The sequence below is a fragment of the Streptomyces sp. NPDC097619 genome, from assembly GCF_040302735.1.
Taxonomy (GTDB): Bacteria; Actinomycetota; Actinomycetes; order Streptomycetales; family Streptomycetaceae; genus Streptomyces.
This window is the reverse complement of record NZ_JBEOSD010000170.1, coordinates 1-16,998: the sequence shown is the minus strand read 5'-3', so window position 1 is coordinate 16,998 and position 16,998 is coordinate 1. Positions and strand designations below refer to the sequence as shown.

Annotated in this window: 4 protein-coding genes; all 4 read right to left on the bottom strand. The window is 74.1% G+C overall.

Translation table 11 applies throughout. The features are described from left to right. Positions 1 to 67 precede the first annotated feature (67 nt). Complete coding sequence (locus tag ABTZ17_RS31375) at positions 68 to 1,468, bottom strand: MFS transporter (protein ID WP_352199172.1); 1,401 nt, start codon at positions 1,466 to 1,468, stop codon at positions 68 to 70. Positions 1,469 to 1,487: 19 nt separating this feature from the next. Then, on the bottom strand, positions 1,488 to 2,210 hold the full coding sequence (locus ABTZ17_RS31370) for an SGNH/GDSL hydrolase family protein (RefSeq protein WP_352199171.1): 723 nt from the start codon (positions 2,208 to 2,210) through the stop codon (positions 1,488 to 1,490). Then, a complete protein-coding gene (locus ABTZ17_RS31365; RefSeq protein WP_352199170.1) occupies positions 2,207 to 3,634 on the bottom strand; it encodes a cytochrome P450 in 1,428 nt (475 codons plus the stop codon). Before ABTZ17_RS31365 ends, ABTZ17_RS31370 begins: the two co-directional genes overlap by 4 nt. Before the next feature lie 152 nt (positions 3,635 to 3,786). After that, positions 3,787 to 16,998: SDR family NAD(P)-dependent oxidoreductase (locus tag ABTZ17_RS31360; RefSeq protein WP_502994926.1), on the bottom strand; the 13,212-nt coding region annotated here is incomplete at its 5' end.

Here is a 16,998-nt window from a genome sequence, read left to right as displayed (position 1 = left end):
TTGGGGTGGGGGGGGGGGGGGGGGGGCGGGGGGGGGGGGGGGCGGGGCGGGCGCCCGGCGCGCCGGGTCACCGGGCGGCCGCGCCGGTGACCGGGACGAGGTGCGGCCCGGTGCCGCGGATCGCCAACAGGGCGATCCCTCCGGCCAGTCCACAGGCCGCCATGAAGTACCAGACGGCGTGGAAGGCCCCGAGGTCCGGATGGCTGCCCATGACGGCGGCGACGACGGCCGCGCCGAGGGCGAGGCCGATCTGCCGGCACATGGAGACCATGGCGGTGCCGGTGGCGAAGCGCTCCGGCGGCAGCGGCAGGGTCGCGGCCCCGGACAGGCAGGGCAGGGCCAGCCCGGACCCGATGCCCGCGATGATGCCGGCGGGCAGGAAGGTGCTCGCGTAGGCCGGGTCCAGGGCGGTGGCGGTGGCCCAGAGGACGCCGCCACCGGCGAAGAGGACGCTGCCGACGAAGCCGACCAGGTGGTTGCCGTACTTGGTGGCCAGCAGGCCGCCCGGCACCGCGCACACCGCCGCCATCAGCGGGCCGGGGGCGATCTCCAGTCCGGCGCGCAGCACCGAGTGCTGCCACAGCTCGGTCAGGAAGAGCACCGATCCGAGGATCATGGCGCCGAACCCGGCGAAGAACAGCATGGTCGCCAGGTTGGCCAGGGCCACGGCGCGGATCCGCAGGATCGCCGGTTCGATGACGGGCGCCGGGTGACGGACCGCCCGGAGGGCGCTGAGCACGATGCCCGCGACGCCGCCCGCGGCCAGCCCGATGACGCGGCCGTCGGTCCAGCCCCAGGTCTCGCCCTGCACGATGGCGGCGACGAGGGCGCCCACGGTCAGGGCGAGCACCACCGCCCCCAGGACGTCCGGGGAGTCGGGGGACGCCTCGCGGACCTCGCGGAGGGCCCAGCCGCCGAGGAGGACCCCGGCGACGCCGACGGGCAGGTTCACCAGGAACACCCATTCCCAGCCCGCGTCGACGAGGAGACCGCCGACGGGCGGGCCGAGGGCGGCCGCCGCGCCGCCCATCGCCGACCACAGGCCGAGCGCCGCGCCGCGCTTCTCGGGCGGGAACAGCGGCAGCAGCAGCCCCAGGGAGCTCGGCAGCATCAGGCCGCCGCCGACGGCCTGCAGGGCCCGGGCGGCGACCAGCCAGCCCAGCGAGGGCGCCGCCGCGCACAGCGCCGAGGCCACCGTGAACAGGGCCAGTCCGGCCAGGAAGGCGCGTTTGCGGCCGGACTGGTCGGCCCAGCGGCCCGCCGGGGCGAGGAGCGCCGCGAAGGTGATCGCGTACACGCTCAGCACCCACGACAGGTCGCTGAGGTCCGCCGACGGGAAGGACCGGGCGAGGTCCGGGAAGGCGATGTTGACGATGAACAGATCCAGGGAGGAGACGAAGACGCCGGTGAGGACGACCGCGATGCTCCAGCCCCGCCGCGAGGAGGTCCCGCTCTCGGGTGGGGTCATGCCGTGGACTTCCTTCCGGTCATACGGCGCCTCCGGGCTGGGGTTCGCCCGACCGCAGGTGGTCGGAGACGGCCTGCGCCCAGCGGCCGTAGCCGAAGGCGGAGGGGTGGAATCCGTCGCGGGCGAAGAAGTCCGGGGTGATCTGCATGATGTCCGTGGAGCCCATGAAGGTCACCTGGGGGCGCTCCGCGCACACCGACCGGGAGACCCGGTCGGTGGCGGCGGCGCGTTCGGCGCAGTAGCGGGCGAGCGCGGACGGCAGCGAGGGGAAGTCCGCGAACGGCGGGATGCCGACGACGACCACCGAGGTGGAGCGGTCGGCGAGTTCGTCGAGGATCGCGGCCAGGTCCTCGCCCCATTCCTCGGGGGCGCGGCGGCTGAGCACGTCGTTGGAACCGGCGAGCAGCACGGTCAGGTCGTAGCCCCGGCCGAGCTGCGGGAGCAGCCGGTGCCGGACGCGCCGGCCGGTGGCGCCGTGCTGGCCGACGACCTCCCAGGTGACGGGCGCGCCGTGGCGTTCGGACAGGGCGCGGGCCAGGCTGCCGGGGAAGCCCTCGTCGTGGTGGTCCACGCCGCAGCCGGCGGCCGTGGACTCGCCGAGGACGGCCACCTTCAGCGGGGTGCCGAGGGCGTCGGTGCCGACGGTGCCGGTCCTGGGCCCCTTGGCCTCGGGCAGCACCTCCGTGGTGGCCTTGACCCACAGTCCCTGGAGGGCGATCAGGGGCATCAGGAGTGCGTTCATCCGCGGGCCCCCTGGGTGGCGGGGACCCTGGGGCGCAGGGTCATGCGGGCGAAGTCGGAGGGCACGTTGACCACGATGCGGCTGCGGGCCCGCTCGGGCTCGGGCTCGGTGACGACGAGGTCGTACCGGCCGAGGACCTCGCTGATGACGGCCTTCATCTCCACGAGGGCGATGCGGTCGCCGAGGCAGCGGATGCGGCCGCCGCCGAAGGGGATCCAGTTGTACGAGCCGGGCTTGACGCCGATGAACCGCTCGGGGCGGAACACGTCGGGGTCCTCGTACAGGTCGGGGTCGCGGTTGAGGAGGAAGGCGCTGGCCCAGAGGTGCTGGCCGGGCTCGTAGCGGACCCCGCCGATCTCTATGGGCTTCTTGACCTCGCGGACGATGATGTTGGGGATGGAGGGCCGCAGTCGGAGCACCTCGTTGACCACGGCGGTCAGGTAGGTGTCCTCGCCGGTGCCCAGCTCCTCGCGGAGGCGGGCGGTGCGGGCGGGGTCCCGGGCCAGGTAGACGAAGGCCCAGGCGATGGCGGCGGCGGTGGTCTCGGTGCCCGCGAGGAAGATGGTGGAGATCTCGTCGCGGATCTCGGCGTCGGTGAGCGGGGTGCCGTCGGGGTGGGTCATCTTGAGCAGCACCGACAGCAGGTCGTCGCCCGCGTAGCCGGCGTTGCGGTGCTCGTCGATGCTGTCGTAGACGAGGCGGTCGACTCGGTCGCGGAGCTTGAGGAAGCGCTCCAGACCGAGGGGCCGGATGGCGCGGAGGACCTTCACCATCCGGGTCGGCATCTTGTGGAGCAGCATCGGGGACACCGGGCCGTTGTTGAACTCCATCATCTCCAGCAGCAGCCGGTGGAGTTCGGTCCAGGTGGAGGGGCCCTTGGGGCCGTAGATGACCTCGCGGATCACGTTCATGGTGAAGCTGTGGATGTGGGAGTGCAGCTGCACCGGGGTGTTGCGGGGCCAGTCCGCCACGTCGGTCTTGGCGGTCTCGACGATGGCCTCGGTGATGCGCTCCAGGGCGGCGCCGTTGTAGCTGGGCATCATGGCCTTGCGGCGCGCCTTGTGGGCGTCCTCGTCGAGCCAGGCGAGTCCGGACTGGCCGGTGTACTTCTCGATGGTGGCGGAGCCGTTCCCGGTGTGCAGGACGTCGGCGGGCGCGGTGAACATCGCCTTGACGTCTTCCGAGGTGGTGAGGACGTACACGGGGCGGGGAGGGAGCCGGATGCTGACCTGGAACCGGGGGCCGTACTCCCGGCGGCAGTTCTCGACGAACGCCTGCGGGTTGGTCCAGTAGTTGTACAGCTGGGCCACCGCGTGCTTCTTCGAGCCCGGAAGGGCCGTCGCGGGGATGGTGGTGGCCGGGGCGGCCGCCGCGCCGTGGTCGACGGGGCAACGGGCCGCCTGGCCCGCCTCGGGGGTGTCCATCGGTGACTTCTCTCCGCTCGTGTGGTTCGGGTTCACTTCTGCTGCTCCGGTTCTGCTTCGTCCGGTCCGGGTGCGGCCGGTCCGGGGTGTGGTGCGGGGTGTGGTGCGGGTTCGAGGGGGGCCGGCCGTGACCGGCCCCCCGGGTTCGCGGGTCAGTTCCGCAGCCACCTCCGGACGGCCTCGGCGGTCTCGGCGGCTTCGGCCTCGATGAGGGCGAAGTGGTCGGCGGCGAGCTTCACTTCGCTGTCGGCCACCTCCCAGGACGGCCAACTGTCCGCGGTCAGCGGCACGTCGGCGCGGATCATGAGGCTGGGTGCGGCCACCGGCACCGGGGTGTGCGCGTCGAGGAGCCGCATGTACGCGCCCATCGTGAGCCATTCCTCGTCGGAGACGGCCCCGGATCGGGGTTCCCGGTCGAGGATCTGCGCCATCACCGAGCTGAAGACGCCGTTGGTCTCCTCCGCGGTCTCCGGCATGGGCGTGTCGATGAGGACCACGCCGACCGGCGCGGTGCCGGCCGCTTCGAAGCGGGCGGCCACCGAGTGGGCGAGGACCCCGCCGGTGGAGTAGCCGACGAGGACGAACGGCGCGTCGCCGACGGCGCGGGCGATGGAGGCGGTCAGCACCTCGACGGCCGCGTCCCAGGAGCCGGGGGCCGGTTCGGCGTCCCGGTAGCCGGGCAGCGTGCAGGCGAACACGTCACGTTCCCCGGCGAAGCCGTCGGCGAACCGCATGAACTGGTGCGGGCTCGATCCGACCACGAAGGACGGCACGCAGACGATCTTCGTGTCCGCGTCTCCGGAGGCCAGCCGGGCCACGTGGTCCGCGCCGCCGAGTTCGGCGGCCGACCCGAAGGAGGGCCGGAACCGGGCGGCGCCGGTCAGCAGCGGTACGGCCTCCGCGATGGCGCCGGTGGTCAGGGCGTGCCGCAGCAGCGCCCCCAGGGTGCCGCCGCCGGTGCGCTCCACCACCGGCGGGGCCGCCGCCGCGGCCTCGGTCGGGTCCCCGACCTCGGCGAGGAGGAGCCGGGCGATGGCCTCCGGCGTCGGGTGGTCGAACACCAGCGTGGTCGGCAGTCGCAGGCCGGTGGCCTGGATCAGCCGGTTGCGGAGTTCCACGGCCCCGAGGGAGTCGATGCCCAGCTCCCGGAAGTCCCGCACCGGGTCGACGGCGGAGCCGGAGGCGTGCCCGAGGACCGCCGCGACCTGCGTCCGCACCAGCTCCAGGACCACCTGCTCGCGGTCGGCCTCGGCCACCCCGACGAGGCGCTGCGCCAGCGAGCCGGAGCCCGCCCCGCCCGCCTGCCGGGCCCGCTCCCGGACGAGCCCGCGGAACAGGTGCGGCAGCATCCCGCTGCGGGCCCGCGCCCGCAGCGCAGCCGGGTCCAGCAGGACCGGGGCGAGCAGGGCCGCCTCGGACCGCTGGGCCAGGTCGTACAGCTCCAGGCCGAGTCCGGTGGGCAGCGGGCCGACGCCCATCCGGGCCAGGCGGGCGATCTCGGCCTCGCCGAGTTCACCGGCCATGCCGCCGGCCGTCGCCCACAGGCCCCAGGCCAGGGAGGTCGCCGGGAGTCCGGCGGCCCGCCGGCCCGCGGCCAGCGCGTCCAGGAAGGAGTTCGCCGCCGCGTAGTTCGCCTGACCGGCGCTCCCGAACAGGGAGGCGACGGAGGAGAACAACACGAAGGAGGACAGTTCGCTGTCCGCGGTCAGCTCGTGCAGGTGCAGGGCCGCGTCCACCTTCGGCCGCAGCACCCGCTCCAGCTGCTCCGGGGTGAGGGAGGCCACCGTCGCGTCGTCGAGGACGCCGGCCGCGTGCACGACCGCCGTCAGCGGCTGCTCCAACGAGTCGATGATCCGGGCGAGTTGTGACCGGTCGGCCACGTCGCAGGCTTCCACCCGCACCCGCGCGCCCAGCCCCTCCAGACCGGCCACCAGCTCCGCGACACCCTCGGCGGCGGCGCCGCGACGGCTCAGCAGGAGAAGGTTCCGGGACCCGTGGACCCGGACGTAGTGCTCGGCGAACGCAGCGCCCAGACCCCCGGTGCCACCGGTGATCAGGACGGTGCCCTCCGGGTCCGGCCCGGCCGGCACGGTCAGCACCACCTTGCCGACGTTGCGGCCCTCCCGCAGGAACCGGAAGGCGTCCGCCCCGCGGCGCACGTCCCAGCTGCGCACCGGCGAGTGCGTCAGCGCACCCTGCTCGAACAGGGCCACCAGGTCGCCGAGCATCTGCTGGATCCGGTCGGGACCGGCCTCCAGCAGGTCGAAGGACACGTACCGGACCCCGGGCCGGGCCGCGGCGACGGCTTCGGCCTCGCGGATGTCGGCCTTGCCCATCTCCAGGAACCGGCCGCCGCGCGGCAGGAGGTCCATCGAGGTGTCGATGAACTCGCCGGCGAGGGCGTTGAGGACCACGTCCACGCCCGCGCCGCCCGTGGCCTCCAGGAAGGTCTCCCGGAAGGTCAGGTCGCGGGAAGAGGCGATCCGGTCGGCCGCCACGCCGAGCCCGCGCACGGTCTCCCACTTGGGCTCGCTGGCCGTGGCGAGGACCTCGGCGCCGAAGTGCCGGCCCAGCTGCACGGCCGCCATGCCGACGCCACCGGCGGCGGCGTGCACGAGCAGCCGCTCCCCGGCCCGCAGCCCGCCCAGGTCGGTCAGGGCGTAGTAGGCGGTCAGGAACACCAGCGGCATCGCGGCGCCCTGGGTGAAGGTCCAGCCCTCGGGCATCCGGACGACCATCCGGTGGTCGGTGATGCCGACCGGTCCGAACGGGTCCATCAGCAGGCCCATCACGCGGTCGCCGGGGGCCAGCCCGGTGACCTCCGCGCCCACCTCCAGGACCACCCCGGCGGCCTCGCTGCCGAGCGGGGCCTCACCCGGGTACGTGCCCAGCGCGATCAGCACGTCCCGGAAGTTGAGGCCCGCGGCCCGGATGCCGACGCGGATCTCGCCGGCCGCCAGCGGCCGCTCGCTGTCCGAAGGCAGCAGGGCCAGCCCGTCGAGGGAACCCCGCTCCCGGATGCCGAGCCGCCAGGCCCGGCCCTCCGGCAGCGCCTCGGTGCGACCCAGCCGCGGCACCAGCACCTCACCCCCACGCACGGCGGCCTGCGGCTCGTCCAGCGCCAGCAGCGCCGTCCAATCCGGCTCACCACCGGCCGCGTCGACATCGACCAGGGTGATCCGGCCCGGGTTCTCCGACTGGGCACTGCGCACCAGACCCCACAGCGGGGCCTGCACCAGGTCCGGCGCCCCGTCGCCGACGGCGACTGCGTCCCGGGTGACCACGAACAGCCGGGTCCCGCCGAGGTGTTCGGACGCCAGCCACTGCTGAAGCAGGGCCAGCGCCCCGGCGGTCAGCTCCCGGGCGGCGGCCGCCGTGTCGGCGGCGCCTCCGGTCACGGTGGTACCGGCCGGGACGGCGAGGGCCCCGAAGGTGACGGCCACGGCCTCGGGCGCCTCGGCTCCCTCGGCGAGGGCCCGTTCCAGGGCCGCCAGGTCCGCGTACCGCTCACCGGGCACCGGGCAGCCGCCCAGGACGGCGAGGGTCCGCGGCGCGGTCCCCTCGGCGGCCGGGGCCGCCGTCCAGTCCAGCCGGTACAGGGCGTTCTGCCCGCCGGCCCCGGCTCCCGCGAGCTGCGAGGCGTCCACGGGGCGCACCGCCAGGGCGTCCACCGAGACCACGGCCCGCCCGTGCTCGTCGACCACGTCGATCCGCAGCGCGGAGCCCTCGGTCCGGCCGATCCGGGCCCGGACCCGCGCTGCCGCACCGCGGCCGAGGCGCACACCGGACCAGGAGAAGGGCAGGTCCACGCCGGCGGCGAGGTCCTTCTCCACGAGCCCGCCGTGCAGGACCGCGTCGAAGAGGGCCGGGTGGACGGCGAAGCCCTCACCGCCGGTCCCCTCGGGCAGCGCCACCTCGACGTACACGTCCTCACCGGACCGCCAGGCCGCCGTCAGCCCCTGGAACGCCGGCCCGTACTCGTACCCGCCGTCGGCGAGCCTCGGGTACAGCCCGTCCAGGGAGACGGACACCGCGCCCTGCGGCGGCCACACGGCGGGGAAGTCGGCGGCCGGAGCCGCTCCCGGGACCAGCCGGCCCCGGGCGTGGCACACCGCCGTCTCGTCGGCGGCCTCGGCCCGCGAGTACACCGCGACCTCGCGGCCGCCGTCCTCCCCCGCGGCGCCGACGATCACCTGCACCTGCCGTGCCTCCCCCTCGGCCAGCGTCAGCGGAGCTTCGAGCACGAGCTCCTCCACGACGGGGGTGTTACCCATCTGCCCGGCGGTCAGTGCCAGTTCGACCAGAGCGGTTCCCGGCACGATGACCGTGCCGAACACCGCGTGGTCCTTGGTCCACGGGGCGGTGTCCTGCGAGAGGCGCCCGGTGAACACCCACTCGTCCCGGTCACCCACGGCCACGGCGGCGCCGAGCACCGGGTGGTCGATCCGGCCGAGCCCGGCCGCACCGGGATCGGAGGAACCGGCCCCCGGAGCGATCCAGTACCGCTCCCGCTGGAACGCGTACGTCGGCAGGTCCACGCGCCGCACGCCGGTCCCGGCGTAGAAGGCGTCCCAGTCGATGCCGATCCCGGCGGCGTGGGCCTGTCCGAGGAAGCCCGCGAAGGCTTCGGCCTCGGGCGTGCGTGCCCGCAGCACGGGCACGAAGACCGCCAGGTCCTCGTCCACGAACTGGCGCGCCATCGCGGTCAGGACGGCATCGGGGCCGATCTCGACGAAGCGGGTCACACCTTCGTCGGTGAGGGTGCGGATGCCGTCGGCGAAGCGAACGGCCTCACGGACGTGGCTCACCCAGTAGGCGGGATCGGTCAATTCGGAGCTGACGAGACCACCGGTCAGGTTGGAGACCACCGCGATCTGCGGCTCCCGGAAGGAAAGACCCTCCGCCACGGCCCGGAACTCGGCGAGCATCGGTTCCATCAGAGGCGAGTGGAACGCGTGACTGACCCGCAGACGCGTCGTCTTGCGGTCCTGCCACTGCGGCAACCACTCCTCGATCGCCTCCAGCTCACCGGACACCACCACCGCACGCGGCCCGTTCACCGCCGCGACCGACAGCCGACCCGCGAAGCCCTCCAGCGAGGACACGACCTCGTCCTCGGCGGCCTGCACGGCCACCATCCCGCCACCCTCGGGCAGCGCACCCATCAGACGACCCCGCGCCACCACCAACCGCGCCGCATCGGCCAGGGAAAGAACCCCCGCCACATGCGCACACGCCAGCTCGCCCACCGAGTGCCCGATCAGAACATCGGCCTTCACACCCAGCGACTCCACCAAGCGGTAGAGAGCCACCTCGACGGCGAACAGCGCGGCCTGCGTGAACTCCGTACGGTCCAGGAGACCGGCTTCCGCCGAGCCCTCCGCCGCGAACAGCAACTCCTTCAGCGACCGCCCGAGAAGCGGATCGATGAACTCGCACACCTCGTCCAAAGCCGCCGCGAACACCGGATAGGCAGCGGCAAGACCCGCACCCATCCCCGCCCGCTGCGCACCCTGACCCGTGAACAGGAAACCCGTCTTGCCGGCGAGGACGGGGCGGCCGTCCGTGGTGCCGTCGGCGAGGTCCGCCAGGGCGGCGAGCAGTGCGTCGCGGTCGCCCGCGACGACGGCCGCGCGCCGGTCGAACTGGGCACGCGAGGACACCGCCGAGTGGGCGAGGTCCGCGAGGTCCAGCTCCGGGCGGGACAGCAGGTGGCTCCGTAGGCGCTCCGCCTGTCCGGCGAGTGCGGCCGGGCTCTTCGCCGACAGCACCACCGGCAGGACCGGCGGGAGCTCCACCGGGGCCGTCGTCTCGACGCCCGCCGGCTCCTCCGGGGCCGCCTCGATGATCACGTGGGCGTTGGTGCCGCTGATCCCGAAGGAGGAGACGCCCGCACGGCGCGGACGGTCACCCGTCTCCGGCCACTGCTCGGCGTCCCGCAGCAGGGTGATGTCGCCCGCGGTCCAGTCGATGTACGGGGACGGTTCGTCCACGTTGAGGGTCCGCGGCAGCACTCCGTGCCGCATCGCCATCACCATCTTGATGACGCCGGCCACGCCCGCCGCAGCAGACGTGTGACCGATGTTCGACTTGATGGAACCGAGCCGCAGCGGGCCGTTCCCGGCCCGCTCCTGCCCGTACGTCGCCAACAGCGCCTGGGCCTCGATCGGGTCACCCAGACGGGTGCCCGTGCCGTGGCCCTCGACCGCGTCCACGTCCGCCGCCGACAGGCCCGCGTTCTCCAGCGCCTGCCGGATCACCCGCTCCTGCGAGGGACCGTTCGGAGCCGTCAGACCGTTGCTCGCGCCGTCCTGGTTGATCGCCGAGCCCCGGATGACGCCGAGGACGCGGTGGCCGTTGCGGCGGGCGTCGGAGAGGCGTTCGACCACGAGGAGGCCGAGGCCGTCGGAGAAGCCGGTGCCGTCGGCGCCGGCCGCGTACGACTTGCAGCGGCCGTCGGGGGCCAGGCCCCGCTGCCGGCTGAACTCCTGGAGCAGGAAGGGACCGGACATCACGGTGACGCCGCCGACGAGGGCCATGGAGCACTCGCCGGACCGCAGCGCCTGCGAGGCCAGGTGCATGGCGACCAGGGAGGAGGAGCAGGCGGTGTCCACGGACACGGCCGGGCCCTCCAGGCCCAGGCTGTACGCCACCCGGCCGGACACCACGCTGGTGGTGGTGCCGGTCAGCCGGAAGCCTTCCAGCTCCGGCGGGGTGGACACGGCGTAGTCCGTGGAGACCACGCCGGTGAAGACACCCGTGTCGCTGCCGCGGAGGGTCGCCGGGTCGATACCGGCGGACTCCAGGGCCTCCCAGGACGCCTCCAGCAGCAGGCGCTGCTGCGGGTCCATGGCCAGGGCCTCGCGGGGGCTGACCCCGAAGAAGCCGGCGTCGAAGTCGGCGACGCCGTCCAGGAAGCCGCCACCGCGCGTGGTAAGGGTCCCCGGCTGCTCCGGGTTGGGGTCGTACAGCCGCTCCAGGTCCCAGCCGCGGTCGGTGGGCAGGCCCGAGATGGCGTCCCGGCCCTCCGCGACCAGCTGCCACAGGCCCTCGGGCGAGGTGACCCCGCCCGGGTAGCGGCAGGCCATGCCGACGATGGCGAGGGGCTCGTCCGCCCGGGGCCGCTTGCGCTGCGTCCGGGCGGGCGCGGCCGCCGTCTCCACGGATCCCACCTCGGCGAGGAGGAGCCGGGCGATGGCGGTCGGGTTCGGGTGGTCGAAGACCAGCGTGGTCGGCAGTCGCAGGCCGGTGGCCTGGGTGAGCCGGTTGCGGAGTTCGACGGCCCCGAGGGAGTCGATACCGAGCTCGCGGAAGGCCCGTTCGGGGTCGACGGCGGAGCCGGAGGCATGTCCGAGGACCGCCGCGACCTGCGTCAGCACCAGTTCCAGGACGGTCTGCTCGCGGTCGGCTTCCGCCACGCCCGCGAGGCGCTGCGCGAGCGAGCCGGAGCCAGCCCCGCCCGTCTGCCGGGACTGCGCCCGGACCAGTCCGCGGAACAGGTGCGGCAGCATCCCGTTGCGGGCCTGGGCCCGCAGCACGCCGAGGTCCAGCAGGACGGGCGCGAGGAGGGCTTCCGGGGAGCGGTGGGCCAGGTCGAAGAGTTCCAGACCCAGTCCGGTCGGCAGGGCCTTGGTGCCCATGCGTTCCAGGCGGGCGATCTCGGCCTCGCCGAGTTCACCGGCCATGCCGCCGGCCGTCGCCCACAGGCCCCAGGCCAGGGAGGTCGCCGGGAGTCCGGCGGCCCGCCGGCCCGCGGCCAGCGCGTCCAGGAAGGAGTTGGCCGCCGCGTAGTTGCCCTGTCCGGGGCCGCCGATGAGGGCGGACACGGAGGAGAACAGCACGAAGGCCGCGAGGTCGGAGCCTTCGGTCAGTTCGTGCAGGTGCAGGGCCGCGTCCACCTTCGGGCGCAGGACCCGCTCGACCTGCTCGGGGGTGAGGGCGGCGATGACGCCGTCGTCGAGGACGCCGGCCGCGTGCACGACCGCCGTCAGCGGCTGCTCCAACGAGTCGATGATCCGCGCGAGTTGTGACCGGTCGGCCACGTCGCAGGCTTCCACCCGCACCCGCGCGCCCAACTCCTCCAGACCGGCCACCAGCTCGGCGACACCCTCGGCGGACGGACCACGACGGTTCAGGAGCAGCAGGTTCCGGGCCCCGTACTCGCGCACGAAGTGCTCCGCGAACGCCGCACCCAGACCACCCGTACCACCGGTGATGAGGACCGTGCCCGCCGGATCCAACGGCGCCGGGACGTCGAGGACGACCTTGCCGACGTTGCGGCCCTCCCGCAGGAACCGGAAGGCTTCCACGCCGCGGCGGACGTCCCAGGTCCGGATCGGGGAGTGGTGCAGGGCACCCGCCTCGAAGAGGGCCACCAGGTCCCGCAGCATTTCGCCGATCCGCTCCGGACCGGCCTCCAGCAGGTCGAATGCGGTGTAGCGGACGCCCGCGTGGGCGGAGGCGACGGCGTCGGCCTCGCGGATGTCGGCCTTGCCCATCTCCAGGAACCGGCCGCCGCGCGGCAGCAGGCCCAGGGAGGTGTCGATGAACTCGCCCGCGAGGGCGTTGAGGACCACGTCCACGCCTTCGCCGTCCGTGACGGCCAGGAACTCCTCGCCGAAGGACAGGTCACGCGAGGAGGCGATCCGGTCGGCGGGGATGCCGCGGGCCCGCAGGGTGTCCTGCTTGGCCGCGCTCGCCGTGGCGAACACGTCCAGCCCCCAGTGCTGCGCGAGCTGCACGGCTGCCGTGCCGACGCCACCGGCGGCGGCGTGCACGAGCAGCCGCTCCCCCGCCCGTACCCCGGCCAGGTCGGTCAGGGCGTAATAGGCGGTCAGGAACACCAGCGGCATCGCGGCCGCCTCCGTGAAGGACCAGCCCTCGGGGACCGGTACCACCACGCGGTGGTCGGTGATGCCGATCGGTCCGAACGGGTCGGTCAGCAGGCCCATCACGCGGTCGCCGGGGGCGAGCCCGGTGACCGCCGCGCCCACCTCCAGGACCACACCGGCGGCCTCGCTGCCGAGCGGGGCCTCACCCGGGTACGTGCCCAGCGCGATCAGCACGTCCCGGAAGTTGAGGCCGGCCGCGCGGATGCCGACGCGGACCTCGTGCGGGGCGAGCGGACGCTCGGCGTCGGAGGGCAGCAGGGCCAGGCCGTCGAGGGAGCCCTTCTCCCGGATGCCGAGCCGCCAGGCCCGGCCCTCCGGCAGCGCCTCGGTGCGACCCAGCCGCGGCACCAGCACCTCACCCCCGCGCACGGCGGCCTGCGGCTCGTCCAGCGCCAGCAGCGCCGTCCAGTCCGGCTCACCACCGGCCGCGTCGACATCGACCAGGACGATCCGGCCCGGGTTCTCGGACTGCGCGGTGCGGACGAGACCCCACACGGGCGCCTGCACCAGGTCCGGCGCTCCGTCTCCGGTGGCGATCGCGTCACGGGTGACGACGAGGAGCCGGGAACCGGCCAGGGCCTCGCTCGCCAACCACCGCTGGAGCAGGTCCAGGGTGGCCGAGGTCAGCTCCCGAGCGGACCTCGCGGTGCGCGCGGAGCTCTCGACGCTGTCGGCGACTCCGGCGTCGTCTGCGGCACCGGCACCGTCCGTGTTCTCGGAACCCTCGATCGGGCCGGCCGGGTCCACGGAGACCGCGACGACCGCGGGCGCCTCGGCGCCCTCGGCGAGGGCCCGTTCCAGGGCCGCCAGGTCCGCGTACCGCTCACCGGGCACCGGGCAGCCGCCCAGCACCGCCACGGCCCCGCCCTCTTCGGCGGCGTCGGCCGCCACGGGCACCGGGGTCCAGTCGATCCGGTACAGGGATTCGGCGGTCTCCTTGGCGCCCTGGAGCTGCGCCGCGTCCACGGGCCGGAAGGCCAGCTTGGCCACGCCCGCGACGGGGACGCCGTCCTCGTCCGCGAGGTCGATCCGCAGCGCGGCGGGACCCACGGGCACGAGCCGCACCCGCACCCGGGTCCGACCGGCCGTGCCGAAGCGGACCCCGCTCCAGGCGAACGGCAGCTGGGCCACCGGCTCGCCCTCGGAGGCCAGCTCGTCGAGACCACCGTGCAGGGCGGCGTCGAAGAGCGCCGGGTGCACCAGGAAGGAGTGCCCCGGATCCGCCTCGTCGGCGGGCAGCGCCACCTCCGTGTACACGCCGTCCTCATCCCGCCAGGCCGCGTGCACGCCCTGGAAGACCGGCCCGTACTCGAGTCCGAGACCGGCGAACCGCTCGTACAGCGCGTCCAGCGCGAACGGCTCGGCACCGGCGGGCGGCCACTGCTCCGGCCACTCCGCCGCGGCGGGCTCCGTCACCACGACGGTGCCGCGCGCGTGGCAGACCACCGGCCTGGCCCCGTCCTCACCGGCCGCTTCGGGCCGGGTGTAGAGCGCGGCCTCACGGCGGCCCTCCTCGTCCGGCTCGCCGAGCTTGACCTGCACGTGGACCGGACCGGCGGTATCGAGCACCAGGGGTGCTTCGAGCACCAGCTCCTCCACGACGGGGCTGCCCGCGTGCCGGCCCGCGGCACCGACCAGCTCCACCAGCGCGGTGCCCGGCACGACCACGGCGCCGTGCACCACGTGGTCCTTCGTCCACGGGGCGGTGTCCTGCGAGAGGCGCCCGGTGAACACCCACTCGTCCCGCTCCCCGACCGCGACGGCGGCGCTGAGGACCGGGTGGTCGATCCGGCCGAGCCCGGCCGCACCGGGATCGGAGGAACCGGCCCCCGGAGCGATCCAGTACCGCTCCCGCTGGAACGCGTACGTCGGCAGCTCGACCCGGCGGGCACCGGTACCGGCGAAGTACGCCTCCCAGTCCACCTCGACGCCGGCGGCGTGGGCCTGACCCAGGAAGCTCGCGAAGGCTTCCGTCTCGGCGGTACGGGCCCGCAGGGCCGGGACGAAGACCGCCTGGTCCTCGTCCACGAACTGCCGCGCCATCGCGGTCAGCACGGCATCGGGGCCGATCTCGACGAAGCGGGTCACGCCCTCGTCCACCAGGGTCCGCACCCCGTCGGCGAAGCGGACGGCCTCACGGACGTGGTTCACCCAGTAGGCGGGATCGGTCAGTTCGGAAGTGACCAGACCACCGGTCAGGTTCGACACGACCGCGATCTGCGGCTCCCGGAAGGAAAGACCCTCCGCGACGGCCCGGAACTCGGCGAGCATCGGTTCCATCAGAGGCGAGTGGAACGCGTGACTGACCCGAAGTGGGGTCGTCTTGCGGTCCTGCCACTGCGGCAACCACTCCTCGATCGCCTCCAGGTCACCGGACACCACCACCGCACGCGGCCCGTTGACCGCGGCGATCGACAGGCGACCGGCGAACTCGGCCAGACCGGGCAGGACTTCGTCCTCGGCGGCCTGGACGGCCACCATCCCGCCGCCCTCGGGCAGCGCACCCATCAGACGACCCCGCGCCACCACCAACCGCGCCGCATCGGCCAGGGAAAGAACCCCCGCCACATGCGCACACGCCAGCTCGCCCACCGAGTGCCCGATCAGAACATCGGCCTTCACCCCGAGCGACTCCACCAGGCGGTAGAGAGCCACCTCGACGGCGAACAGCGCGGCCTGCGTGAACTCCGTACGGTCCAGGAGACCGGCTTCCGCCGAGCCCTCGGCCGCGAACAGCAACTCCTTCAGCGACCGCCCGAGAAGCGGATCGATGAACTCGCACACCTCGTCCAACGCCGCCGCGAACACCGGATAGGCAGCGGCAAGACCCGCACCCATCCCCGCCCGCTGCGCACCCTGACCCGTGAACAGGAAACCCGTCTTGCCGGTGGAGAGGGCACTCGTGTCCGCCTCTCCGGAGGCCAGCTGCGCGAGGCCCGCGAGGAGGGCGTCCCGGTCGGTGGCGACCACGGCCGCCCGCCGGTCGAACCGGAACCGCGAGGAGACCGCGGAGTAGGCCACGTCGGAGACGGACAGGTCCGGGTGCTCCAGCAGGTGGGCCCGCAGGCGCTCCGCCTGGCCGGCCAGCGCGGTCGGGCTCTTCGCCGACAGGACCACGGGGGCGGGCAGGTCGGCCGGGGCGACGACCTGCTCGGGCACGGCGCCGGCCGGCGCCTCTTCCAGGATCAGGTGGGCGTTGGTGCCGCTGACGCCGAAGGAGGAGACGCCCGCACGGCGCGGACGGTCCGCGGAGGGCAGCCAGGGCTGCGCCGCCGTCAGGAGTTCCACCTCTCCGGCGGTCCAGTCGATGTACGGGGAGGGCTCGTCGACGTTGAGGCTCTGCGGCAGCTCCTCGTGCCGCATCGCCATCACCATCTTGATGACGCCGGCGACGCCCGCCGCAGCCGACGTGTGACCGATGTTGGACTTGATGGAGCCGAGGCGCAGCGGGCCGTGTCCGTTCCGCTCCTGGCCGTAGGTGGCGAGGAGGGCGGTGGCCTCGATCGGGTCACCCAGGCGGGTGCCCGTGCCGTGGCCCTCGACCGCGTCCACGTCGGCGGCCGACAGGCCCGCGTTCTCCAGCGCCTGCCGGATCACGCGTTCCTGGGCGGGGCCGTTGGGGGCGGTGAGGCCGTTGCTGGCGCCGTCCTGGTTGATGGCGGAGCCGCGGACCACGCCGAGGATGCGGTGGCCGTTGCGCTGGGCGTCCGACAGGCGCTCCAGGACGACCAGACCGAGGCCGTCGGAGAAGCCGGTGCCGTCGGCGCCGGCCGCGTACGACTTGCAGCGGCCGTCGGGGGCCAGGCCCCGCTGCCGGCTGAACTCGATGAGGAGGGTCGGACCGGCCATGACGGTGACGCCGCCGACGAGGGCCATGGAGCATTCACCGGACCGCAGCGCTTGGGAGGCCAGGTGCATGGCGACGAGCGAGGAGGAGCAGGCGGTGTCCACGGACACGGCCGGGCCCTCCAGGCCCAGGGTGTAGGCCACGCGGCCCGAGACCACGCTGGTGGTGCCGCCGGTCAGGCGGAAGCCCTCGACCTCGGGCAGGCCCCCGGGCGGGGTCGCCGCGTAGTCGGAGGGTCCGACGCCGGTGAAGACGCCGGTGTCGGTGCCGCGGAGGGTGGCCGGGTCGATGCCGGCGTTCTCCAGGGCCTCCCAGGACGCCTCCAGCAGCAGGCGCTGCTGCGGGTCCATGGCCAGGGCCTCGCGGGGGCTGATCCCGAAGAAGCCGGCGTCGAACTCGGGGGCTTCGCGGAGGAAGCCGCCGCCCCGGGCGTACACGGTTCCGAGCTGTTCGGGGTCGGGATCGTACAGGTTCTCCAGGTCCCAGCCGCGGTCCGTCGGCATGCCGGAGATGGCGTCCCGGCCTTCCGAGACCAGCTTCCACAGTTCGTCGGGCGAGGTGACCCCGCCCGGGTAGCGGCAGGCCATGCCGACGATGGCGAGGGGCTCGTCCGCCTTGGGACGCTT

Coding starts and splice junctions, on each gene's coding strand:
- ABTZ17_RS31365 (WP_352199170.1), bottom strand. CDS start 3,634: ATGGACACCCCCGAGGCGGGCCAGGCGGCCCGTTGCCCCGTCGACCAC.
- ABTZ17_RS31370 (WP_352199171.1), bottom strand. CDS start 2,210: ATGAACGCACTCCTGATGCCCCTGATCGCCCTCCAGGGACTGTGGGTC.
- ABTZ17_RS31375 (WP_352199172.1), bottom strand. CDS start 1,468: ATGACCCCACCCGAGAGCGGGACCTCCTCGCGGCGGGGCTGGAGCATC.